The sequence below is a fragment of the Gordonia sp. McavH-238-E genome (genome assembly GCF_022348225.1).
Lineage (GTDB): Bacteria > Actinomycetota > Actinomycetes > Mycobacteriales > Mycobacteriaceae > Gordonia > Gordonia terrae.
In genome coordinates, this window is record NZ_JAKRFE010000024.1 from 1 (window position 1) to 23,480 (window position 23,480).

16 protein-coding genes and 1 pseudogene are annotated in these 23,480 nt (G+C 69.0%); 11 read left to right on the forward strand and 6 right to left on the reverse strand.

The genetic code is table 11. The annotated features are described in order from the left end of the window. Positions 1 to 187: 187 nt before the first annotated feature. The gene (locus MHN80_RS24040; protein WP_239403962.1) at positions 188 to 4,054 is read right to left on the reverse strand and encodes a Pls/PosA family non-ribosomal peptide synthetase; all 3,867 of its coding nucleotides are present in this window, start codon (positions 4,052 to 4,054) and stop codon (positions 188 to 190) included. A gap of 157 nt (positions 4,055 to 4,211) precedes the next feature. Between MHN80_RS24040 and MHN80_RS24045 the strand changes: the two genes are divergently transcribed. From MHN80_RS24045 to MHN80_RS24055, 3 genes are all read left to right on the forward strand, one after another. Next, positions 4,212 to 5,186 (forward strand): alpha/beta hydrolase, encoded by a 975-nt coding sequence (locus tag MHN80_RS24045; RefSeq protein ID WP_239403963.1) that lies wholly within the window; start codon positions 4,212 to 4,214, stop codon positions 5,184 to 5,186. 4 nt (positions 5,187 to 5,190) lie between these two features. Then, the gene (locus MHN80_RS24050) at positions 5,191 to 5,577 is read left to right on the forward strand and encodes a DUF202 domain-containing protein (protein WP_239403964.1); all 387 of its coding nucleotides are present in this window, start codon (positions 5,191 to 5,193) and stop codon (positions 5,575 to 5,577) included. 73 nt (positions 5,578 to 5,650) lie between these two features. Continuing rightward, complete coding sequence (locus MHN80_RS24055) at positions 5,651 to 5,932, forward strand: hypothetical protein (RefSeq protein ID WP_033205231.1); 282 nt, start codon at positions 5,651 to 5,653, stop codon at positions 5,930 to 5,932. Positions 5,933 to 6,114: 182 nt separating this feature from the next. Here MHN80_RS24055 and MHN80_RS24060 read toward each other — a convergent pair whose 3' ends face one another. From MHN80_RS24060 to MHN80_RS24070, 3 genes and pseudogenes are all read right to left on the reverse strand, one after another. Next, positions 6,115 to 8,031, reverse strand: a complete 1,917-nt coding sequence (locus tag MHN80_RS24060; RefSeq protein ID WP_239403965.1) for an ABC transporter ATP-binding protein — start codon at positions 8,029 to 8,031, stop codon at positions 6,115 to 6,117. 131 nt (positions 8,032 to 8,162) lie between these two features. Beyond that, positions 8,163 to 8,861: pseudogene (locus MHN80_RS24065) on the reverse strand (cysteine hydrolase family protein); the annotation flags it as partial. A gap of 82 nt (positions 8,862 to 8,943) precedes the next feature. Continuing rightward, a complete protein-coding gene (locus MHN80_RS24070; RefSeq protein ID WP_239403966.1) occupies positions 8,944 to 10,320 on the reverse strand; it encodes a cytosine permease in 1,377 nt (458 codons plus the stop codon). 183 nt (positions 10,321 to 10,503) lie between these two features. Here MHN80_RS24070 and MHN80_RS24075 point away from each other — a divergent pair, with 183 nt between their 5' ends. Continuing rightward, positions 10,504 to 11,190 carry a GntR family transcriptional regulator gene (locus MHN80_RS24075; protein ID WP_239403967.1) on the forward strand — a complete coding sequence of 229 codons (687 nt, stop codon included), beginning with the start codon at positions 10,504 to 10,506 and terminating at the stop codon, positions 11,188 to 11,190. 133 nt (positions 11,191 to 11,323) lie between these two features. Then, positions 11,324 to 12,334, forward strand: a complete 1,011-nt coding sequence (gene fgd, locus MHN80_RS24080; RefSeq protein ID WP_033205237.1) for a glucose-6-phosphate dehydrogenase (coenzyme-F420) — start codon at positions 11,324 to 11,326, stop codon at positions 12,332 to 12,334. A gap of 98 nt (positions 12,335 to 12,432) precedes the next feature. On the opposite strand, the gene MHN80_RS24085 is transcribed toward fgd, so the two are convergent. Further along, a complete protein-coding gene (locus tag MHN80_RS24085; protein ID WP_239403968.1) occupies positions 12,433 to 13,332 on the reverse strand; it encodes a LysR family transcriptional regulator in 900 nt (299 codons plus the stop codon). A gap of 94 nt (positions 13,333 to 13,426) precedes the next feature. Here MHN80_RS24085 and MHN80_RS24090 point away from each other — a divergent pair, with 94 nt between their 5' ends. From MHN80_RS24090 to MHN80_RS24115, 6 genes are all read left to right on the forward strand, one after another. Beyond that, positions 13,427 to 14,515 (forward strand): DMT family transporter, encoded by a 1,089-nt coding sequence (locus MHN80_RS24090; RefSeq protein WP_239403969.1) that lies wholly within the window; start codon positions 13,427 to 13,429, stop codon positions 14,513 to 14,515. 274 nt (positions 14,516 to 14,789) lie between these two features. Then, complete coding sequence (locus tag MHN80_RS24095) at positions 14,790 to 15,086, forward strand: hypothetical protein (RefSeq protein WP_239403970.1); 297 nt, start codon at positions 14,790 to 14,792, stop codon at positions 15,084 to 15,086. A 17-nt stretch (positions 15,087 to 15,103) separates the two neighbouring features. After that, on the forward strand, positions 15,104 to 15,706 hold the full coding sequence (locus tag MHN80_RS24100; protein ID WP_101820798.1) for a TetR/AcrR family transcriptional regulator: 603 nt from the start codon (positions 15,104 to 15,106) through the stop codon (positions 15,704 to 15,706). A gap of 14 nt (positions 15,707 to 15,720) precedes the next feature. Beyond that, a complete protein-coding gene (locus MHN80_RS24105; protein WP_239403971.1) occupies positions 15,721 to 17,331 on the forward strand; it encodes an FAD-binding oxidoreductase in 1,611 nt (536 codons plus the stop codon). A 40-nt stretch (positions 17,332 to 17,371) separates the two neighbouring features. Then, entirely contained in the window at positions 17,372 to 19,570 is a 2,199-nt protein-coding gene (gene pta, locus MHN80_RS24110) for a phosphate acetyltransferase (protein WP_239403972.1), read from the forward strand. Continuing rightward, positions 19,567 to 20,769, forward strand: coding sequence for an acetate/propionate family kinase (locus tag MHN80_RS24115; RefSeq protein WP_239403973.1), 1,203 nt, complete (start codon positions 19,567 to 19,569; stop codon positions 20,767 to 20,769). The genes pta and MHN80_RS24115 overlap by 4 nt, the downstream gene beginning before the upstream one ends. Before the next feature lie 116 nt (positions 20,770 to 20,885). Here the strand turns inward: MHN80_RS24115 and MHN80_RS24120 are convergent, their stop codons facing one another. Next, positions 20,886 to 23,480: a serine/threonine-protein kinase gene (locus MHN80_RS24120; protein ID WP_239403990.1), complete on the reverse strand. Its 2,595-nt coding sequence runs from the start codon at positions 23,478 to 23,480 to the stop codon at positions 20,886 to 20,888.

A 23,480-nucleotide genomic window follows, 5' to 3' on the forward strand; every position in this document is an offset into this window, starting at 1 on the left:
ACGCGGCAACGAGAAAACGAAGAAGGAAATCATCCGATGCCTCAAACGCTACGTCGCCCGCGAACTCTACAAAGCCTTCACCACCGACCTCGGAGCGCTTGACAATCTATAGGACCATCTCGTCGCTTTCGCTCCTCGCACCTTAGGGAGCAGGGGCTGTGAACTGCGGTTATGCGGTCCCTTCGGATCAGCGAGGCCAGGGAGCGATGGGGTTTCCCTGCCAGCGGGTGTGAGCCGGGACCACATCTCCGCGCATGACCAGCGACGCCGGCCCCACGGTCGCCGAGTCGCCGAGTCCGGATGCGGGCAGCGCGACGCAGTGCGGGCCGAGGGTCGCCCCGGCCCCGAGCGTGACGCGGTCGATGGCCATCACACGGTCGTGGAACAGATGCGTCTGGACCACGCAGCCGCGTTGCACGGTCGCGCCGTCGCCGAGCGTGACGAGGTCGGCTTCGGGCAGCCAGTAGGTCTCACACCAGACGCCCCGGCCGATTTTCGCGCCGAGCATCCGCAGCCACAGGTTGAGGATCGGAGTGCCGGTCGCGGCGTTGGCGAACCAGGGTGCCGCAACGGTCTCGACGAACGCGTCGGACAGTTCGTTGCGCCAGACGAACGAGCTCCACAGCGGGTGCTCGCTGACCGTGATGCGGCCGACGACGAGCCACTTGGCCGCGGCGGCGGTGACGCAGGCGATCGCGCCGACGACGAGCAGGAGCAGGCCGCTCACCAGGGCCGCGACCCCGTAGTGCACGTGTACCGCGACGTACTGCAGCGCGAGCAGCAGCCCGACGCCCAGCCCGAACGACACCATGACGGGCACCAGGCGCAGCGTCTCGATGAGTGAGCGGGCGATCTTCAGGGTGGCCGGCGGGTCGAAGGTGCGCGAGGTGTCGATCTGGGCCGCGGTCCGGCGCAGGCGCACCGGCGGGCTGCCGAGCCAGCTCGACCCCGACTTCGCCCGATCGGGCGTTGCCGACAACACCGCCACCAGCCCGTTCTTGGGGACCTTGCGGCCGGGCCCGGTCATACCGGAGTTGCCGAGGAAGGACCTCTTGCCGATCTTCGCCTCGTCGATGTGCAGCCAGCCGCCGCCGAGTTCGTACGACGCGACCATCGTGTCGTCGGCGAGGAACGCGCCGTCGCCGATGGTGGTGAACCGGGGGAGCACGAGCGCGGTGGAGATCTCGGTCCCCACACCGACCTTCGCGCCGAGGACACGGAACCAGGTCGGGGTCAGCAGACTCGCGTACAGCGGGAACAGGTACGTGCGCGCGGCGTCGAGGAGGCGCTCGGTGATCCAGACCTGCCAGCCGACACGCGAACGAACCGGGTGGTACCCGGTGTGCAGGCCGATCGCGGCGAGCCGGACCAAGCCCGCGGTGATGGCTGCGAACACGAAGAGGCTCGTGATGGTGGCCGCAGGCAGCAGGATCAGCGCGCGAATCCCGGCGTCGCGCAACCGGTCCGCGGTCAGTGCCCAGGCCCCGATCACCGCCAGGCCAGACGCGAGGGAAATGAGCGGGATCGCGGCCAGCCCGAGCGACGACAACCCGTAGATCGGTACCCACCACGTCGCCCGCGGGGGCCGGTGGTCGGGCCACGGATGCTCGGCCTTCCCGATCTTGACCGCGGGGGAACCGGCCCAGTGCTGGCGGGCCTTGACCCGGCCGAACACCGCTGATCCGGGGGCGACGACGGCATCGCGTCCGACGACCGCGCCCGGGGTGAGCGTCGACCGAGCGCCGATCGACGCGCCGCGTTTGATGGCGATCTCCCCGATGTGGACGTCGTCGCCGTCGATCCACCAGCCGGAGATGTCGACCTCGGGTTCGACGGACGCGCCGTCGCCGACCGTGAGCAATCCGGTGACCGGCGGGATGGTGTGCAGGTCGACGCCGCGCCCGATCGTCGCTCCGAGAGCCCGCGCGAGATAGATCATCCACGGTGCCCCGGACAGGTTGGCGGCGCCGCTGGCGTCGAGGAGTCGTTCGGCGACCCACAACCGCACGTGGACGCTGCCGCCGCGCGGGTACACGCCCGGCGAGACGCCGGCAAGGAGCACTCGGGCGCCGAGAGCCGCGATGCACATGCGTCCGGGCGGGGTGATGAAGACGAGGAACGCCGCCAGCAGGACCCACCAGTTGATCTCGACCAGCCACTCGACGGTGCGGTCCATCCGCTCGGCGGCGAGCACCGCGAGGTTGTTGACCACGCCGAGCCAGGTGGCCCACTGCAGTCCGGTGAGCGTCGTCAGCGGGATGGTCAGCGCGAGCTGTGCCAGCCCGGCCGAGCGCGGGGTCGGTGCGATGTGGCGTTCGTCGATGCTCGTCGTCGGGCGGCGGGCGTCGAGCATCTCGGCCATCGACCCCAGGCGTGGATGGTCGTAGAGGTCGGCGACCGAGATGTCGGGGTATCGTTCGCGCACTGCGGTGACGAGCTGCGCCGCGGCCAGCGAGCCGCCGCCCTCGGCGAAGAAGTCGACGTCCGGGCTGGAGACGGTCATCCCGAGGACATCGGTCCACAGTTGCGCCAGCCAGAGCTCGGTCTCGCTCAGTTCAACGTCGTCATCCACTGGTCTGCTGCTGCCCGGCAGGGGCCAGGGCAGCGCATCACGATCAACCTTCCCCGAAGTGCGCGTGGGCAATTCGTCGACAAGGGCAAGGGTGGGCACCATCGCGGCGGGCAGTTGGCGGCGCAACTCGGCGTGCGCGTCGGCGACGTCGAAGCCGGGATCGGCCGACACGAGGTAGCCGACGAGCAGGCTGTTGCCCGCCGCGGACTTGCGAACGGCGGCCGCGGCGCCGCTCACCCCGGGCAGGTTCTGCAGTGCATTGTCGATCTCGCCGAGCTCGATACGCCGGCCGCCGACCTTGACCTGGTCGTCGGCGCGGCCCATGAACAGCAGGCCTGCGGTGTCCAGACGCACCAGATCGCCACTGCGATAAGCGCGTTCCCAGCCGAGGGTCGGCATCGGCGCGTACTTCTCCGCGTCCTTGGCCGGGTCGAGGTAACGGGCCAGACCGACGCCGCCGATCACGAGCTCGCCGACCTCGCCCTCGGTGACCGGTTGTCCCTGGGCGTCGACGACCGCGAGATCCCAACCACGCAAGGGCAATCCGATGCGTACCGGGCCGTCCCCGCCGAGTGGTGCGGCGCAGGCCACGACCGTCGCCTCGGTGGGGCCGTAGGTGTTCCACACCTCGCGGCCCGGGACGGCCAGCCGGTCGGCGAGCTCGGGCGGGCAGGCCTCGCCACCGAAGATCAACAGCCGCACCGCTTCCAGGGCCTCCGGCGGCCACAGTGAGGCCAGCGTGGGCACCGTCGACACGACGGTGATGTCCCGTGCCACCAGCCACGGTCCGAGGTCCATGCCGCTGCGAACCAGCGAGCGCGGCGCGGGCACCAGGCAGGCGCCGTTGCGCCACGCGAGCCACATCTCCTCACACGACGCGTCGAACGCGACCGACAGCCCGGCCAGGACCCGGTCGTGTGGGCCGATGGGGGCATCCGGGAGGAACATGGCCGCCTCGGCGTCGACGAAGGCCGCGGCGTTGCGATGGGTGACCGCGACGCCCTTGGGCTTTCCGGTGGACCCGGACGTGAAGATGATCCACGCGTCGTCGTCGGGCGTGGGGCGGGCGGGGGGTTCCGCGGGTGTCGACGTCGTCGTGGTCGACCGCGGTCCGTCGGCGTCGACGATGGCGTCGACACCGGCCTCGCCGAAGACGAGTTCGGCGCGTTCGTCCGGGTCGTCGGCGTCGACCGGCACGTATGCGGCGCCCGCGTAGAGGGTCGCCAGGATCGCGACATAGAGGTCTCGCGAGCCCGAGGGCATCCGGATCCCGACCCGGCTGCCCCGCCCGACGCCGACCTCGCCGAGCCGCGTGACGGTACGACGGACCACGGCCAGCAACTGGCCGTAGGTGAGGGTCATCTCACCGTCGTCGATGGCCGCCGCGTCCGGGTGCGCCCGCGCGGTGGCGGTGAGTACATCGCAGAGGGTGCGAGGGGGGTCTGCCTGCGCAGACAACAGGAACTGGGGAGGAATCGGCACCTAAACGGCACCTGCCGGGCACATCCGCGATCTGGTCACGAGTCCGAGAATATAGCCGACCAAGGTGACCGAACGACCTCGACACAGTGAACGGCGACCCCGACGAACGTACTGAAACGGACGGCCACGGGGTGTAGCTTCGGGCCAGGAGGATCTGATGCCCATCGTTCACCACCGTCGCCCGAGCCTTCGGTCTTTCCCCATGTGGTTCGGCGCACGAGTGTTCCTGAAGCCGGCGCTGTCGTTGTGGCCGGTCAACACGCCGGGGCTGGCGGGCCTGTTCCTCATCGACCGGATCATGGCGGTCGGACCCAAGCCCCGCGGCGTGGTCCGCGAACAGCTGGTCCTGGCCGGACGGCCGGCCGAGCTGATCATGCCGGTCGGACCCTCACGCCGGGACAGCGACACGGCGATGCTCTATCTGCACGGTGGTGCGTTCGTGGTCTGCGGACTCGGTACGCACCGATCGATCGCGGCGCGGATGGCGCGAGCGTGTGAGGTGCCGGTCTTCTCGCTGGAGTACCGCCAACTGCCGAAGGCGGGGGTCGGGACCTCCGTCGTCGACGCCGTCGACGCATATGCCGAACTGATCAACGAGCGGGGCTTCCGCCGTGTCATCGTCGCCGGCGACTCGGCCGGGGGGTTCTTGGCGGCGAAGGTCGTCGAGGCGGCCGTCACGCGCGGGTTGCCGACGCCGGCGGCGCTGATCGGGTTCTCGCCGCTGCTCGACATGGATCTCGGCGTTCATCCGGACCGGTCCAGCCGATCCGACGCCTATCTGCCCAAGTCCAAGATGGCCCGGCTGGCGCCCCAGTTCGACAAGGGGCCCGTCGAGCTCACCGGGGTCCGGCGCATCGCCGACGCCGACCTCACCTCGTTCCCGCCGACCGTGCTCGTCGCGGCCGAGGGGGAGATGCTCGAGCCCGACATCATCGACCTCGTCGAGTCACTCGACGAGGTGGGCGTCACCGCGGTGGCGCACACTTACGCGTGGCAGGTACACGCCTTTCCGGTGTTGAGCGCGCACCACCCCGAGACCCTGGACGCGGTCGAGGTGACCGCGGCCTTCGCCACCGAAGCGATTCGAGAGGGCAAGAGCACTGACGAACGAACGGGTAAGCGGGCCGGCTGACGGTGTGAGTGCTCCGGCGGCGCCGGGCCCGTCGTACGACGACGACCTGGAGATCAGGCCGCCCGGCGCGGTGGACGCCCGGTTCACCCTCGCCGCCGAACGCACCCTGCTCGCGTGGGTCCGGACCGCCCTCGGCTTCATCGCGGCCGGGATCGCCGTCGTCTACCTGTCGCCCGACGAGGCCACCCCGCTCCTCGACATCGTGCTGGGCGTCCTCATGGTCGCGCTGGGCGCCTCGCTGGCGGTACTCGGGGCCCGGCGATGGCGGCGGACGTCGCGGGCCCTGGTCACCGGCGGCGAGATGCCGGGGCCGCAGCAGGTCATGCTCGTGGTCGCTGCGATAGTGGTGGTGGCTGTCCTCGTCGCGGTCGTCATGGTGATCCAGTCCTGACCTGCGCCCACCACGACATCGTTTCCGCCGGGGCGGCCGTGCCAACAGTTGTCCCCGAATGCAGGAGATCATCGTGACCACCGGCCCCGACTTCTCGCGGAGCGCGCAGACGTTCTCGATGACACTGACCATCGTCGGCGCGACGATCCTCATCTTCTGCATCGGCTGGCTGACCGTCGGCTGGTGGCAGGAAGGCCGTTGGTTCTGGGTGGCCGTCGGGATCGCCGTGGTGGTCGTCAACATCGTGCTGATCGCCATGCAGCTCCGGCGCCGCCTCGGTGAGCGGGTCAAGGACACCGACGATCGTCCCCGGCGCCGCGGGCTGATCGACAACTTCGACGACCTCGACGACTGATCTCACCTCTGCCTCCCGAAGAAGCGTGAGGGCGACCACCCCTGCTCCCTGAGGAGCGGCCGGAGCTTGCGGGGGCCGCGGCCATCCCTGCTCCCTGAGGAGCGGCCGGAGCTTGCGGGGTCGGCGGCCATCCCTGCTCCCTGAGGAGCGGCCGGAGCTTGCGGAGGCCGCGTCTCGAAGGGTCACGCCGTCAGCGAATCCGAGTCCTCGGGGTCGTCGTCGGCGAACTGGGTGCGGTAGAGCTCGGCGTAGCGCCCGTTGCGGGCGAGGAGCGTCGGGTGATCACCGCGTTCGACGACGCGCCCACCCTCGAGCACGACGATCTCGTCGGCGGCCCGGATCGTCGAGAGCCGGTGGGCGATGACGATCGAGGTCCGTCCCTCGAGGGCCTCGCCGAGCGCCTCCTGAACCGCCGCCTCCGACGTCGAGTCGAGATGTGCGGTCGCCTCGTCCAGGATGACGACCGACGGCTGGGCCAGGAGCAGACGGGCGATCGTCATCCGTTGCCGCTCACCGCCGGACAGGCGATAGCCGCGTTCGCCGACGACCGTGTCGAGCCCCTCGGGCAGCGAGCCGACCAGGTCGTCCAGCCGAGCGCGACGGAGCGCGTCCCAGATCTGGTCGTCGGAGGTGTTCGGCTGCGCGAGAACGAGGTTGGCGCGGATGGTGTCGTGGAAGAGGTGGCCGTCCTGGGTGACGAGGCCGACTGTCCGGTGGACCGACGCCGTCTGCAACTTCCGGATGTCCACCCCGGCCAGCTCGATCGACCCCTCATCGACGTCGTAGAGGCGGGTCGCGAGACTCGCGATCGTCGACTTGCCGGCACCCGAACTGCCCACCAGGGCAACCATGCTGCCGGCCGGGACATCCAGGTCGACGTGGTGCAGCACCGTCGTCCCGGCTCGGTTGTCCAGCTGGGCAACCTCTTCCAGTGAGGCCAGCGACACCTTGTCGGCCGCGGGATAGGCGAACGAGACGTCGTCGAACCGGACGGACACCGGTACGGGCCGCCCACTCTCGGTGCCGGGCACCGCTATCGCGTCCGGGGCGTCGGTGATGAGGGGCCGGAGATCGAGCACCTCGAAGACGCGCTCGAAACTGACCAGCGCACTCATGATCTCGACCCGGGCATTCGCCAGGGCGGTCAGTGGCGCGTACATCCGGGTCAGCAGCAGTGCCAGTGAGACGACCGCGCCCGCGGACAGATGATCCTGCACCGCAAGCCATCCGCCGAGCCCATAGACCAGCGCGAGGGCGAGCGCCGAGACCAGCATCAGGGTCGTCATGAAATACGCCTGCAGCATCGACCGGCGCACGCCGATGTCGCGGACGCGGTCGGCGCGCTCGGCGAACTCGCGCGACTCGAGGTCGGGCCGCCCGAAGAGTTTCACCAGCGTGGCGCCGGGGGCGGAGAACCGCTCGGTCATCTGTGTCGACATCCGGGCGTTGTGCTCGGCGGCCTCGCGGGACAGCGCGGCCATCCGCCGGCCCATCCGCCGCGCCGGTACGACGAAGACCGGCAGCAGGATCAGCGCGAGCAGCGTGATCTGCCAGCTGATCGCGATCATCACGGCGAGGGTCAGGGTGAGCGTGACGATGTTGGAGACGACGCCCGACAGGGTGTCGCTGAATGCGCGCTGAGCGCCGATGACGTCGTTGTTGAGCCTGCTCACCAGGGCTCCGGTGCGGGTGCGGGTGAAGAACGCGACCGGCATCTGTTGCACGTGGTCGAAGACGGCTCGACGCAGGTCCAGGATGAGACCCTCGCCGATGTTTGCCGACAGCCAGCGGACCCCGATCCCCGCGGCGGCCTCGGCGACGGCGATCAGCGCGATGGCGACCGCGAGTCCGACGATCATCGTCTCCGAGCCGCTCTCGGTGATCAGGTTGACGACCCGGCCGGCCAGCAGCGGGGTCACCACCGTCAGCACCGCGGTGAAGATCGACAGCACGAGGAACAGGGCGATACGACGCCGGTGGGGTCGGGCGAATGCGCCGATCCGGCGGAGGGTCGCCCGGCGGTCGCCCCGCAACCGCTTGCTGTTGGGCTGGGTGGAGGACTTGTACATCATGTCCCAGGCCACGGACTGCATGCTCATGCCAACCACGGTAGAACTTCAACCGAGCTTCAAGTCCAGTGTGTTCGCCACCAGAGGAATCGCCCGCCGCGAACACGCCCCTCACCAGGGGTGCAGGTGCTACACGGCGATATCGACGCCCGCTCCCGGGCGATCACGGCGAGGAGATCCGACGACGCGGCGACGGCGCCGAACACGCCACCCTGCATCGTGACCATGTTCAGGGCGGCCTCGTGATTGGCGGGATCGGTCGCGCCCGTGCAGTCGGAGAGGATGAGGCATTCGTAACCGCGGTCGTTGGCCTCGCGCATCGTGGTGTGAACACAGACATCGGTCGTGATCCCGGTCAGGATGAGGTGCGTGATCCCGTTGGTGCGCAGCACGAGGTCGAGGTCGGTGGCATAGAAGGCGCCTTTACCCGGCTTGTCGATGACGATCTCGCCGTCGCGGGGAGCGACCTCCGGTACGATCTGCCATCCGGGTTCGTCGCGGATCAGGATGCGACCGCAGGGACCGGCGGAGCCGATCTCGGCTCCGATCCGTCCCGACCGCCAGCGTTTGTTGGCCGGGAGATCGGACAGATCGGCGCGGTGGCCCTCTCGGGTGTGGATGATCGTGAGGCCGGCGTCGCGCGCCGCGGCCAGGACCCGGGCGGTCGGTCCGAGTGGCGCCCGCGTCAACGACAGGTCGTAGCCCATCGAGTCGACGTACCCGCCCGGGCCGCAGAAGTCGGTCTGCCAGTCGATGCAGAGGAGTGCGGTGGCGGTGGGGTCGAAACCGCCGTCGTAGGGCCAGGCGTACGGCCGTGCGGCGCCGATCGTCGAAAAGTGCTGTGATGCAGAGGATGTCATGGATGGTTCCTGCTTCGGTGGGTGGGGGCTGCTGCTCCCTGGGTGAGTGGGCCTGCCGGACCCCGGGGAGCCTCGGAGGGCGTCAGACCGGCGCCGATTCGACACCCTCGGTGGCTGCGGGTGCCGTCGTCGACTGTGCCGACGACCGCCGACTCAGGAGCGCGGCAAGGACTCCCGACACGAGGATCCCCACCGCGACGACGCACAGAACGGGGGCGATGTAGTGCGTGACGAGGGCTGCGACCGCGCCGCCGCCCCACGCGACGAACGACGTCGCGCGCCAGGCGACCGGGGAATCGGCCGATGCGGCCCGCTTCGTCCGTGGGAGCACCTGATCCACGATGAGGACCGCACCGAGCGGCGGGACGACGACGCCGAGCAGGTTGAGCCAATCCTCGAAGTGCTGCCAGATTCCGGCGACGGCGAGCGCGACACCGACGGCCCCGAGAGCGACGGTCAGGACGCGCATCTTGATGCCGGTCAGTTCGCTCCAGCCGACGGCGCCGTTGTAGAGGCAATGCGTGCACACCGATCCGAGGTTGATGAACACGAAGGCGATCGCGATCGGGACCAGCACGCCGCCGTTGTCGATCAGGATGCCGAGGAATCCGCCACCGTTGGTCGCCGGATCGTCGCCGGCGCCCATCGCGACGATGATGCCGCCGATGGTCAGCGCGATCGTGTTGCCGACCGGGAAGGCGCTGAAGGCGGCGAGGAACGCCTGCTTGCCGTTGACCGACCAGCGGGTGAAATCGGCTGTCATGGTTCCGGAATCGGCGAACAGGGCGACCACGAGTGTGACCGCGGCACCAAAGGTGAGCGCGGTGGCGCCGGCGCCACCGGCGTACGAGGTGAATTCACCGGCGCCGGGCGCGGACGAGGCGTCGGCGATGGCGAGGACACCGAGGACGAGATAGAGCGGTGCCGCGATGACGCCGATCACGGTCAGCGCCCGGATACCCAGCAGCGTCGCCGCCACGTACCCGACGCCGGCGATCAGCGCGATCACTGTGGCGTTCCACCCCATGCTCGCCTCGAGCGTCGAGCCGGTGAGGCCGGTCTGGAAGGCGAACCAGCCGATCACGACAGTGGTGAGGAAGGCCGCGGGGATGCGATAACCCTTCGCGCCGAACGTCCGGGCCGCCATCAGTGCGAAGTTCTCGCCGGTGCGTCCCGCCTGATAGCTGAGCAGGCCGACGTAGACCATCAGGATCAGGTTGCCGACCGCAATCGCGGCCATGCCCGGCCAGAAGCCGAGCGAGTAGACGATCATGCCGCCGAAGACCGCGCAGGTGAGGATCATCGGGAACCCGAGCCACACCGATGACACCGCGAAGAGTGACTTGCGCGCCGACGCCGGGACGGGCCGGTCCTCGTACTCGTCGAAGGTCGCCGCCGCGTCGGGGGCGGTGTTGCCGGGTCCCGTCCCGGCGACGGGTATGTCTGAGGTAGAGCTCATGGGTTCCTCCCGAACCTCGATGCAAGTTCCTATAGGAAACGCTCGAGTCGTCGCGCTCTCGTTGCCGCGTCGTTAACAACCGATTAACCGAGACAGGAGGGCATTCGCGGCGAACTCTCGTCACGACGGTGGCCGGCATCGAGCGAGGATAACGAGAATCCAGAATTCATATAGGATCTCGCCATGAGTGAGAGCGTCGTGGGCGTCACCCCGGCCCCGGCCGACCGGATTCGCGCCGAGGTGGAGGAGGGCATCCTCTCCGGACGACTCGCGCCCGGTACGCGCATCAACGCCGACGAGCTCGCCCGGGAGTCGGGGGTCAGTCACATCCCTGTGCGCGAGGCCCTCCGTTCCCTGGAAGCCGAGGGGTGGGTCGTCCGTCGTCACAATCGCGGCACCTACGTCCGGGACCGGGATGCCGCCGAACTGTCGGACCTGTTCGAGGCACGGCTCATCGTCGAGCGGAAAGCGGCGTGGCTGGCGGCGCAACGACGCACCGCCGCGCAACTCGACGAGCTGGTGCAGGTCGTCGAACGTCAGGATGCGACGACCGATGACGCGGCGCTGTCCGCGATCAATTGCGACTTCCACGTCGGACTGGCGAGTTGTGCGCACAACCGAGTCCTCGAGTCGATGGTCGCCGACGTGAACAAGCGGGTGCGTTTCTACTATCTGCCGACCGCGGGCCGGCGGCACGACGTGTCGGTGGCCGAGCATCGGGCGATCCTCGACGCCGTGCGCGACCGCGACTCCGAGCGTGCGGCCGACCTGCTGGAGCGGCACATCGCCGACACACGGGCCGGAGCGTCACGGACGTTGACCGTTGGCGAGCCCGACGAGGCGTCTGCGGCCGGCAGCAGGGCCGGCTGACGGGGCGACAGGCTGGCGACGCCGCTGTCTGCGCACATGCTCTACGTTGGTATGCGAGGTCACAACACGATTCGGCCGACTCCGCAGACCGGCCCGCGCCGGCGGTGAGGCCGGTGGCAGAGGAGCGATGGACATGGCAGAACTCAAGCTCGGTTTCAAGGCATCGGCGGAGCAGTTCGATCCGCGCGAGCTGGTGGAGATCGCGGTCGCGGCCGAAGAGCACGGCATGGATTCGGTTGCGGTGAGCGATCACTTCCAGCCCTGGCGGCACAACGGCGGTCACGCGCCCTTCTCGCTGGCCTGGATGGCGGCGGTCGGTGAGCGCACCAAGCGGGTGCAGATCGGCACCTCGGTGATGACCCCGACCTTCCGCTACAACCCCGCGGTCATCGCGCAGGCCTTCGCCACGATGGGCTGCCTGTACCCCGGACGCATCATGCTCGGCGTCGGAACCGGCGAAGCGCTCAACGAGTACGCGACCGGTTTCCAGGGCGAGTGGCCGGAGTTCAAGGAACGATTCGCACGCCTGCGGGAGTCCATCACGCTCATGCGCGAGCTGTGGACCGGCGAGGAGATCAACTTCGACGGCGAGTACTACCACACGCAGGGCGCGTACATGTACGACATTCCCGAGCAACCGATCCCGGTGTATGTCGCCGCCGGCGGCCCGGTCGTGGCCCGCTATGCCGGTCGCGCCGGTGACGGTTTCATCTGTACCTCGGGCAAGGGTCCCGAGCTCTACACCGAGAAGCTGCTGCCCGCGGTCGCCGAAGGTGCGCAGAAGGCCGAACGCAACGTCGACGACATCGACAAGATGATCGAGATCAAGATCTCCTACGATCCCGATCCCGAACTGGCGCTGGAGAACACCCGGTTCTGGGCCCCGCTGTCGCTGACCCCGGAACAGAAGCACAGCGTCAACAGCTCCACCGAGATGGAGCGCCTGGCCGACGAGCTGCCGATCGAGCAGGTCGCCAAGCGGTGGATCGTGTCCTCCGACCCCGACGAGGCCGTCGAGAAGGTCAAGTTCTACACCGACGCCGGGCTCAATCACCTGGTCTTCCACGCCCCCGGACACGACCAGCAGCGGTTCCTCGACAACTTCGAACGCGACCTCGCCCCGCGCTTGCGCAAGCTCGGCTGACGCGGGAGTGGCTTCGACTCGGGGCGTCGCTTCGCTCCGGCCCGGCTCAACCAGCGGTGAGGCTTGATCCCTCCCGCCGGCTGAGCTTGTCGAAGCCCCTACGAAAAGCTGTGCGCCACAGCGGAGTCGAGCATGTCGAGGACTTGTCGCACCGGCGGTAGGTCGAGCCCTGCCTGGCGCACCCGGACCCGCACCTCGCGCGCGGGCGTGGGATCGAGGATCGGGATCGCCACGACGCCCGGCGGCAGGTCGATCAGGGCCAGTCTGGGGACGACGGTGAGTCCGACCCCGGCCGCGACGAACCGGATCGCGGTCGGGTAGTCCTGTGTCTCCACGCTGAAATCGGGTACGAATCCGACCGACGTGCACGCGTCCAGCAGTGCCTGTCGGCACGGGCCGCGCGCCACGTCGTTGTCGACCCACGGGACCTGGGACAGCTCACGGAGGGTCACCGACTCGAGCGCCGCCCACGGTGAATCCTCTGGTACGACAGCGTGATACGGGTCGGTGGCCAGTCGGCGATCGTCGAAGCCGCCGACCTCGGCAGCGGGGCGTCGACTGTCCGCCACGTAGATCTCGATGTCGGGTGACGTCGACGAGGGGCCCATCAGTTCGATGAGGCGCAGATCGAGTCGCAGTCCGGGGAATTCGCGGGAGATCGCCGCGACGATGGGCGGGATCCAGGTGGCGCCGGCGGAGGCGAAATAGTTGATCCGCAACTGGCCGAGTCGTCCGTCGCGCAGCTCCGAGATCAGGCCGTCGACGCGGGCGATCTGCTCGAAGACCGTGTCGGACTCGCGCGCCAGGATGGTGCCGGCCTCGGTCGGCACGATGCCACGACCGTCACGCTCCACCAGCGACAGTCCGGTCTCGCGCTGGAGCGTGGCGATGTGCTGACTGACCGCCGACGGTGTGTACCCGAGCGCGGCCGCGGCCCCGCCGATGGACTGCTCGCCGATGACCGAACGCAGGACGCGGAGTCGGTGGATGTCGACCATGCGGCGAGTATAACGCGGTCATTTCAGTGTCACTGAAGTTTTGGATTCAAGTATCCACTTGTCCTGAAGTGCCGGATGGGCGACTCTGGACCGTATGTCCCCGCGCCTGCCGGCATCTGCTGCGTCCGCCTCCGCATCGCTGCCCGCGCTGGCAGCGATCGTCACCGTCGTGTTGTGGGCGTCGGCCTTCGTCGGGATCCGTGCGCTGGGCGACACGTTCTCGCCGGGTGCCATGGCTTTTCTGCGGTTGCTCGCCGCGGTCATCCCGCTGACGGTCCTCATGGCGGTGGTGCGTCTGCGCGCGCGGACCACCGGAACGCCGACACGTCCGCTGTTCCCGCGGGGTCGCGCACTGGGAATGGTCATCGCCTACGGCGTCGCGTGGTTCGCGGGCTACACGATCCTGCTGAACTGGGCCGAGCGTCACCTCGACGCCGGGACCGCGGCGCTGCTGGTGAACCTGGCGCCGATCCTCGTCGCCGTTGCCGCGGGACTGTTTCTGGGAGAGGGATTTCCGCGCCATCTCGTGATCGGCATGACGATCGCCTTCGCCGGCGTGGTGCTGATAGCGCTCGGCGGATCCGCGACCGCGGACGCGCACGCCGACTGGCTGGGCATCGTCCTCGGGGTCGCCGCGGCAGTCCTGTACGCGACCGGCGTGTTGATCCAGAAGTCCGCACTGCGCGCCGTCGACGCGCTGACCGCCACCTGGCTGGGTGCGGTCGCGGGTCTCGTGGCGACCGCGCCGTTCGCCCCGGTCGCCGTCGGCGAGTTGGCCGGCGCCGAGCCGGGGGCGATCTGGGCGGTCATCTACCTCGGTGTGGGGCCGACCGCGATCGCATTCTCCACGTGGGCGTATGCGTTGGCGCGCACTGATGCGAGCGCGATGGCGGCCACGACGCTCGTGGTCCCCGCGATCGTCATCGTCCTGTCGTGGGTGCTGCTCGACGAGTTGCCGACCGGCGTCGGCATCGTCGGTGGACTGCTCTGCCTCGCCGGGGTCGCCATCGCGCGCCGATTGCTGCCGAGAAGGCCGCGCATGGCCCGCCCTGCGCGTAGCCTGGACGCATCGTCGCCGGCGATGGCGCCTCCACACCCACAACGGGGTCCCGGCACGACCGCAACCGAGGGGACACCGTCATGCGCAAGCTCGTCGCCGGTCTCGCGATCGGCGGATCGTTGACCCTGGGCGCGGCGGTGACGCTTCTGACCGTCGACTCGGAATCGCCTGCGGCGCCGCCGAATGTGAGCTGTCCGCCGTTCGCCGGGTCGGGGCCCGTCCCCGGGTGTTCGGTACACGTCGACGGGACTCGCATCCAGATCGATCTGTACAACAACGCGACGCGCAACCCGGCCGTGGTGTGCACCCTCACGCCGAGCGGTGCGCTGCGGCCCACCGACTCGACGGCGATGGGGCCCGTTCGCGTGGTTCTCTCGCGGCCACGGTGTTCCCGAACGTGTCGAGAACCTTCGTCGTCGAGTGCCGGGGCGGCGGTTCGGGCACCGACCGCGTGGAGCGTCAGACGACGATCACCGCGCGGGCCGAGGCGCCGGTGCCCGAGCGGACGACGCCGTCGTTCCGACGATCGTCACCTCCGCCGGCCCCGTCCGCTCCGTCGCAGTCACGGGAGTCCGATCGGCCCGCCGACGACCCGGCACCGCAGACGAGCACCCGAGATGCCGTCCCGGACGAGACCACGACCACGGCGCCGACCGTCACGACGACCACCACGACGGTTCCCGCCTCAGGCTGATTCGCTACGGTTTTCGCATGGATCGTGACCGCATGGTGGATGTCGGAGTCGGGCTCGTCTCCCGATTCGGGGCCAAGACGCTGAGTCTGACGTCGGTGGCACGGCACGCCGGGGTCGCGCGCGCCACCGCCTACCGGATGTTCGGCGGGCGCGAAGCGCTGGTCACGGCGATCGTGGAGCGCGAGGTCTCGCTGCTGCGGGTGAAGCTGGTCGAGTGGTCGGCCAGTGCGCCTGACGCGGCGGGCAAGATCCACGCGCAGGTGGTGAACGTCCTGCCGTACATCCGCAACCACGACGCGCTGCAGTACGTGCTGCGCAAGGAGCCCGAGGAGGTCGTCCGCGCGCTGGTCGCCACCAGCGATCCGGCCGGGCCGACGCTCATCCACCAGATCGTGGCGGAGACCCTTCCCGACCTCGAACCCGAGATCGGGGACCAGTTGTTCCCGAATCCGCGGGGGGCCGCGGAGTTCCTCGTGCGGACCATCTACTCCCTCATGCTCATCCCCGACAGCTTCCTGAGCGACGAGCAGATCGCCGAACTGGTCGTCCGGGCGGTCGTGCGAGACGACGCCGGGGGCGCGGCGCCGACCGGCGGTACCGGGCCGGGCACGGCGCGATGAGCGGCGGCGATCCGATGTCCGACGAAACCGCGATCCCCGTCGTCGAAATGCAGCGGCCGCGATGGGGAGACCCGGCGCGCACCGCCGAACTGCCGGGTGCGGCGGCTGCTCTCGCCGGCGACCGACCGGTCGATTCCGGTGTCGACCCGGCGACGATCACGCTCGCCCGACCGGTCGTCGATGCCGCTGTGCGAGATCAGATCTCGGAGATCGTCGGTGCCGACAACGTCTCCGATGCGGATGCCGCCCGGGTTCAGCACACGCGCGGTTACTCCACCCCGGACATCCTGCGGTTGCGTGCGGGCGACGCCGACGACGCACCCGATCTGGTCGTGTACCCGGGTGACCACGACGAGGTGGTCGCGATCCTGCGACTGTGTTCGGAGCGGCGGATCGCGGTGGTGCCGTTCACCGGCGGGACATCGGTGGTGGGCGGTCTGACGCCGGACCGCTCCGGGGTCGCCGGTGTGATCAGCCTCGACCTGCGACGCCTCGACCGCGTGGTCGAGATCGACGAGATCTCCCGCATGGCGACGCTGGAGGCAGGCCTGCGGGGGCCGGCGGCCGAAGCGCTCCTCCGCGAGAAGGGCTGGACCATCGGACATTTCCCGCAGTCCTACGAGGGCGCGGGGATCGGGGGGTATGCGGCCACCCGGTCGGCCGGTCAGTCGTCGGCGGGCTACGGGCGGTTCGACGAGATGGTGGAAGGGCTGGTGCTGGCCACTCCGCGCGGCACGATCGAACTCGGTACCGCGCCCCGCTCGGCGGCCGGCCCCGATCTACGTCAGCTGGTCCTCGGCTCGGAGGGCGTGTTCGGTGTCATCACCAGCGTCCAGCTGCGCATCCGGCCCGTCCCGACGACCCGCGTCTTCGACGCCTGGCGGTTCGCGTCGTTCGCCGACGGCGCCACCGCGCTCCGTCGGCTCGCCCAGGACGGTCCGCTACCCACCGTGCTCCGGCTGTCGGATGAGGTGGAGACCGCGTTGAATCTCGCCGATCCGGCCGGCGCCGGCGCCGGCGCCGAGAGTGAAGCGGATGGCGGGTCCGGGTGTCTGGTCGTCGCCGGGTACGAGGGTGCGGCCGACGAGGTGGCGCGGCGGCGGGACGCGGCGTCGGCGGTGCTGACCGATGTCGGGGGCAACGCTCTGGGTGACGGTCCGGGAGAGGCCTGGCGTACAGGCCGTTTCGCGGGGCCGTATCTGCGCGATCCATTGCTCGACGCCGGGGTGCTCGTCGAGACGCTCGAGACCGTCGCCTTCTGGTCGCGGCTGCACGAGGTGCGCGCCGCGGTGACGGCCGCCGTCACGGACTCGCTCACAGCGTCGGGCACGCCACCGCTGGTGATGTGTCACATCAGCCACGTCTACGAGTCGGGGGCGTCGCTGTACTTCACGGTCGTCGCGCCGTTCGGCGAGGACCCGCTGGCGCAATGGGCGGCGGCGAAAACCGCGGCCAATACCGCGATCCGGGCGTCCGGCGCGAGTATCACCCACCATCACGCGGTCGGGCGGGATCACCGGGACGCCTACCACGACGAGATCGGACCGCTGGCCCTCGACGCGTTGCGGGCGGTGAAGGGGTCGCTCGACCCGGCCGGGGTGTGCAATCCCGGGATTCTGATCTGACGCTCCATCCGACGGCCCGGCGCCCGGCGCGACCGCCACTATGCTGGGGCGCATGGCCACGGATGCAGTCCAGACCGCGAACGCCGACGGACCCGCGAGTGCGGAACAGGTCGTCACCGACACCACGACGAGTATCTACATCGCCTCGGCCGAGGGCGAGACCGGCAAGTCCATCGTCGCGCTGGGACTGCTGGCGTTGCTGTCGGCCACCGGCGGGCGCGTCGGCGTGTTCCGACCGATCTCGCGGACGGCCACCGACGACCGTGATCCGATCCTCGACCTTCTCCTGGACTACGACTCGGCCGACATCCCGTATGAGGACTGTCTCGGCGTCACCTACGAACAGGTCCACGACGATCCCGAGGGCGCGATCGCGGAGATCGTCGCCCGCTTTCACGCCATCCAGTCCCGGTGCGACCGCGTCGTCATCGTGGGCTCGGACTACACCGACGTCGGAACCCCGTCGGAGCTGAGCTACAACGCCCGGATCGCCGCCAACCTCGCTGCTCCGATGGTGTTGGCGATCAGGGCGATCGACCGGTCGCCGGCAGAACTGCATGGTCTGGCCGAGGGTCTGATCGCCGAGGTGACGGCCGCACATGCGACCCCGATCGCGCTGGTTGCGAACCGGTGCGATCCCGACCGTCTCGACGAGATCCGGGACCAGTTGCGCAGCACCGGTGTTCCCGCACTGTGTCTGCCCGAGGAGCCGGTGCTGTTCGCTCCCACGATGGGCGAGCTGAAAGAAGCGCTCGGCGCGACCATGTACAGCGGCGACGAGGAGTTGCTCGATCGTGAGGCGCTGCGGGTGATGGTCGGGGGCATGACCGTCGAGCACATCCTCGAACGACTCACCGACGGCACGGTGGTCATCACGCCCGCCGATCGGTCGGATGTCCTTCTCGCCCTGGTGAACGCCAACACCGCACAGGGGTTTCCGCGCCTGGCGGGCATCATCCTCAACGGCGGCCTCAAGCCGCATCCGATGATCGAGGCGCTGGTGAGCGGCTTGAAGCCGACCCTCCCGATCATCAGCTGTCCACAGGGCACCTACGACACCGCGCGCACCGCCGCCCACACGCGCGGCCGGCTCGGGGTGGGCTCGGCGCGCAAGATCGAGGCTGCGCTGTCGCTCATGGAGACCCACGTCGACCCCGAGAAGGTCATGCTCAACCTCAACGTGTCGACGCCGACCGTGGTGACGCCGCAGATGTTCGAGTACCGCCTGATCTCGCGCGCGCGTGCCGACCGGAAGCACATCGTGCTGCCGGAGGGGGATGACGATCGGATCCTGCGCGCGGCCAACCGGCTTGCCCGGCGCGGGGTCGCCGACCTCACCCTGCTCGGTGATCCCGACGCGGTGCGCGAGCGCTCCATCGAACTCGGACTCGACCTGACCGACGTGACGGTCATCGACCCGGCCGAGTCGGAGTACCTCGACGAGTTCGCCCGGATCTACACCGATCTGCGCAAGCACAAGGGCATGGATTTCGAACGGGCGCAGGAGAAGATGCGGGACGTGTCCTACTTCGGCACGATGATGGTGCACACCGGGCGCGCCGACGGGATGGTGTCGGGGGCGTCGCACACCACCGCGCACACCATTCGACCGGCCTTCGAGATCATCAAGACCAAACCCGGGGTGTCCACCGTCTCGAGTGTGTTCTTCATGTGTCTGGCCGACAAGGTCCTCGCGTACGGGGACTGCGCCATCGTCCCCGACCCGTCCGACGAGCAGCTCGCCGACATCGCCATCTCGTCTGCGCAGACCTCGGCGGCCTTCGGTATCGACCCCCGTGTCGCGATGCTGTCCTACTCCACGGGAACGTCCGGATCGGGCGCCGACGTCGAAAAGGTCAAGACCGCAACCGAACTCGTGCGGGAGCGGGAACCCGAGCTGCTGGTCGAGGGGCCGATCCAGTACGACGCCGCGGTGGAACCCTCGGTGGCGAAGACCAAGATGCCCGACTCGCCGGTCGCCGGTCGCGCGACCGTGCTGATCTTCCCCGACCTGAACACCGGCAACAACACGTACAAGGCGGTCCAGCGCAGCGCCGGAGCCATCGCCATCGGACCGGTGCTGCAGGGCCTGAACAAACCGATCAACGATCTGAGTCGCGGAGCCCTCGTCTCCGACATCGTGAACACCGTGGCGATCACCGCGATCCAAGCCCAGCAGGAGGGTGTGGACCCGATCGCCGAGAACGCCGGCGCCGCCGACGAGGAGGATCGTCGATGAGCGCGGCGTCCGGTGCGGTGCTGGTATTCAACGCCGGCTCGTCGTCGTTGAAATATCAACTGGTGCAACCGGCCGACGGCACGGTGCTCGCGGAGGGCATCGCGGAGCGGATCGGCGACACCGGCTCGTCGATGACGCATGAACAGAACGGCGAAACGGTCACCGAGACAATGGAACTCGACGATCATCTCGCCGCGGTCCGGCGTGCGGAGCGGTTCTTCGCCGACAACGGAACCGATCTGGCGGACGCGGGACTGAGCGCGGTCGGGCATCGGGTTGTCCACGGCGGCAGGTCGTTCTACGAGCCGACCGTCGTCACCCCCGAGGTGATCTCGGAGATCGAGCGCATCTCTCCGCTGGCACCGTTGCACAATCCCGCGAATCTGGTCGGAATCCTGGCCGCGCAGGAGTTGCTGCCGGACGTCCCGTCGGTCGCGGTCTTCGACACCGCTTTCTTCCACGGACTCCCGGATGCGTCCGCGACGTACGCGATCGACCGTGCGGTCGCCGACGAGCATGCCATCCGCCGCTACGGGTTTCACGGCACCAGCCACGAGTACGTGTCCGGGCGGGTGGCCGAGTTCCTGGACCGCGACCCGGCGTCGCTGAACCAGATCGTGCTGCATCTCGGCAACGGCGCGTCGGCGTCGGCCATCGCGGGTGGGCAGCCCATCGACACCTCCATGGGCATGACGCCGCTCGAGGGGCTGGTGATGGGAACCCGCAGCGGCGATCTCGATCCCGGGCTCGTGCTGCACCTGAACCGGGTGGCGAACCTGTCCGTCGGCGAGATCGACACGCTGCTCAACAAACGGTCGGGACTTCGAGGCCTGTGCGGGGAGAACGACTTCCGCGCCATCACGGAGCTGATGGATTCCGGCGACGACGCCGCCCGACGCGCCTTCGACGTCTACATCCACCGCCTGCGCCGCTATGTCGGCGCCTACGCCTTCGCCCTCGGCCGCGTCGATTCCATCACCTTCACGGCGGGGGTGGGGGAGAACTCGGCAGTCGTTCGCTCTCGTGCGTTGGCGGGCTTGGAAGGGTTCGGGATCGTCGTCGACGAGGAGCGGAACGCTGCGCGCGGCAAGGCTGCTCGTCGGATCTCGGCGGATGGCAGTGCAGTGGAGGTGCTCGTCGTGCCGACCAACGAAGAGCTCGCCATCGCGCGGCAATCGGCGGCGGTGGTCGGCGAGTGACACCCGCCGCGAGGGCGCCAGAACCCACCCCTTTTCCGTAAACCCAGCGGCCGGTGTGGCGGTGGGTTTACGGAAAAGTGGTGGGCTTGAGCGAACGGTAGGTTGGGTCGGTCGTCCTAGAACAGAGTGTTCGGCCGGACATAGTTGGCGAGGTCGACCAGCATGAACCGGTGGGCACGGTTGGTGCGGGTCAGACGGGCCAGCTGACGTAGCGAGCGCTCGGTGCCGGTGCGAATCCCGTACTCGGTGAACGGGAATCCGAGCAACGTCGAGGGTTCTTTGTCCTGTGCGGCATCCTCGGGGTTGTCGTGGATCCAGCCCAGCGCCGTGCCCAGCACGATCAGCAGCATCCGGGCCTTACGTGGTTCGGTGTCCGGGATCTGCTCGAGACGTCGGGCCGCCTCGACGATCTGCTCACGGGTCACCTGCGTGGTGGGCCGGCCGTGGACGAGCGCGATGATCGCCGTCGCGCGTGCGGTGTTGAAGTGGCGACTGGTGGCCGGCACCTCGTCGAGCGGCTGGATGGCGGCGTCGATGTCACCGGCGGCCACCGCGAGCCGGGCCAGTCCGAAGGCGGCGGTGACGATGCTGTGGTCCGTGAGCCACAGGTCGTGATAGTGGTGCTGCGCAACGTCATACAGCTTGGCGATCTTGTCCGCGGACTTCGCGGGCCCCTTCTCGTCGGCCAGCCAGCGGCCGATGAGTTCGGCAGTACCGGCGACGGCGAGCTTCGGTGCCACCTCGCCGGGCATCGCGCCGAGGACCTCGTCGAAGCGCTCGTAGGCGAGTTCGGGCTCGTCGTTCATCAGCGCGCAGATGCCCATGTACCACTCGACCCGCCACGAATCGCCATGGTGGGCCCGGACTTCCTGCAGGAGGGCGAGCGCGGTGTCGACGTCATCGAGTTGCAGGTGAGCGCGTGCCTCGGCGAGATCGATCTCCCGAGAGGGGTGGGCGTTCTTGACCGGTCGGCCGCCGAAGAGCGACGCGAAACCCTCTGCACGGGCGGTGTTGATGGAGTCGAGGGTCTGGCGCGGATCCGACAGCGCCGCCGAGGTGAGCAGGCTCGCGGCCGGGTCGAGCGGGTTGACCAGTGGGACGGGCAGCGCGTTGGCGATGTCCACCGGGTCGTAGAACGCCGCCTGATCGGGGTCGAAGAAGCCGTCGACGGGCGCGAGCATGAGGTCGGTGCCGAAGGTCGAACGTTGCGGGGTGAACACCGTGGACAGCGCTGGACGCGGAACGCCGGTGTGCACGGCGACCGTCTCGCGCAACACGTTCAGCACCTGCGTGCTCATCTCCTCCGCGGAGACGAAGCGGTCGGCCGGATCGGGCGCCGTGGCGCGCTGCAAGAGGCGGTAATACGACGGATTGTTCCGGAACAGCGGCGTTTTCGACGCGGTGGGCAGGCCGTCGACGTAGCGGCCGTGGCGCATCTCCATCGGCACGGTGAGGACCGCGAGGGTACGTCCGATGCTGTAGATGTCGGTCGCGATCTGCGGTCCGGTCTTGACGATCTCCGGCGCCTGGAACCCGGGCGTGCCGTAGAGGTGCCCGTAACCGTTGATCGGGGAGACGGCACCGAGATCGATCAGCTTCACCTCGTCACTGCCGACCATGATGTTCTCGGGCTTGACGTCGTTGTAGACCAGGCCGACCGAGTGCAGGTAGCCCACGGCGAGAAGCACTTCCAGGATGTAGGCCAGACCCTGCTCGACCGAGAGCAACGAGTTGTCCGGGTCTCCTGCGGTGATCTGCTTGAGCGTCTGACCGCCGATGTACTCCATCACGATGTAGCCGAAGCGGTCATCGTCGTCGACGTGCTCGACGAAGTTGTAGATCTTGACGATCCCGGGATGATTCACCGAGGCCAGGAACTGCCGCTCGGCGACCGCGACGCGTTGTGCCTCCGAATCCGAGGAGTTCAGCAGGCCTTTGAGGACGACGGGCCGATCGCTCACATTGCGGTCGATGGCCAGGTAGATCCAGCCCAGGCCGCCGTGGGCGATCGCACCGGCGATCTCGTACTGGTCGGCGACCAGTGTGCCGGGAGCGAGACCGGGAACGAACGAGTATCGGGCGCCGCAGTTCCCGCAATCACCGGTCGGCGGTCCGGCACCCTCGCCCTCGACGCGGCCGACCGGTTTGCCGCAGCGCCAGCAGAACCGCTTGTTGTCGGCGATCACCGGGTCGTCGATGACGGCGTCCTCGGGTTCGATGTCGGTGATCTTCGGCATCTCGACCAGGCCGCTGCCGAGCCTGCGTTCGTGCACCGGAGGACGGCGCCGCGGCACGAGTCGCCGGCCGAGCGGACCCGAGTCGGGCTCCGGATGGGGCACGGCCGGACGGGACCGCACGACGCGGTCGGTCCGATCGTCGGGGTCCACCCCGACGGTGAACACCGGTGCGACAGCCTGTGTTCCGACATCGGGGTCGGTGCGCCGACCGGGCCGCGGGTCGGTGGTGTCGTCGGAGCCGGCCGTCAGCGCCGCGAGGTCGGCCTTCTGGGTGCCGACCTCGCCGACCTCGTCCTGCCCGATCTCGTCCTGCCCGACCTCGTCCTCGCCGAGAAGCGCGTCGAGCGAGACACGCTGGGTGCCGAGGTCCTCGCCCCGATCGTCCCCGCCCCGATCGTCACCGCCCCGATCGTCGCCCGCCTGATCGTGGCGGACATCGTCGGTGTCGTGATCGTTGCGCGCTGCGCCGTCCAT

What these genes read in the sequence shown, in the direction of transcription:
- MHN80_RS24045 (WP_239403963.1), top strand. Translation starts at nt 4,212, where the DNA reads ATGCCCATCGTTCACCACCGTCGCCCGAGCCTTCGGTCTTTCCCCATG.
- MHN80_RS24060 (WP_239403965.1), bottom strand. Translation starts at nt 8,031, where the DNA reads ATGAGCATGCAGTCCGTGGCCTGGGACATGATGTACAAGTCCTCCACC.
- MHN80_RS24070 (WP_239403966.1), bottom strand. Translation starts at nt 10,320, where the DNA reads ATGAGCTCTACCTCAGACATACCCGTCGCCGGGACGGGACCCGGCAAC.
- MHN80_RS24075 (WP_239403967.1), top strand. Translation starts at nt 10,504, where the DNA reads ATGAGTGAGAGCGTCGTGGGCGTCACCCCGGCCCCGGCCGACCGGATT.
- fgd (WP_033205237.1), top strand. Translation starts at nt 11,324, where the DNA reads ATGGCAGAACTCAAGCTCGGTTTCAAGGCATCGGCGGAGCAGTTCGAT.
- MHN80_RS24085 (WP_239403968.1), bottom strand. Translation starts at nt 13,332, where the DNA reads ATGGTCGACATCCACCGACTCCGCGTCCTGCGTTCGGTCATCGGCGAG.
- MHN80_RS24090 (WP_239403969.1), top strand. Translation starts at nt 13,427, where the DNA reads ATGTCCCCGCGCCTGCCGGCATCTGCTGCGTCCGCCTCCGCATCGCTG.
- MHN80_RS24100 (WP_101820798.1), top strand. Translation starts at nt 15,104, where the DNA reads ATGGATCGTGACCGCATGGTGGATGTCGGAGTCGGGCTCGTCTCCCGA.
- MHN80_RS24105 (WP_239403971.1), top strand. Translation starts at nt 15,721, where the DNA reads ATGTCCGACGAAACCGCGATCCCCGTCGTCGAAATGCAGCGGCCGCGA.
- pta (WP_239403972.1), top strand. Translation starts at nt 17,372, where the DNA reads ATGCTGGGGCGCATGGCCACGGATGCAGTCCAGACCGCGAACGCCGAC.
- MHN80_RS24115 (WP_239403973.1), top strand. Translation starts at nt 19,567, where the DNA reads ATGAGCGCGGCGTCCGGTGCGGTGCTGGTATTCAACGCCGGCTCGTCG.
- MHN80_RS24120 (WP_239403990.1), bottom strand. Translation starts at nt 23,480, where the DNA reads ATGGACGGCGCAGCGCGCAACGATCACGACACCGACGATGTCCGCCAC.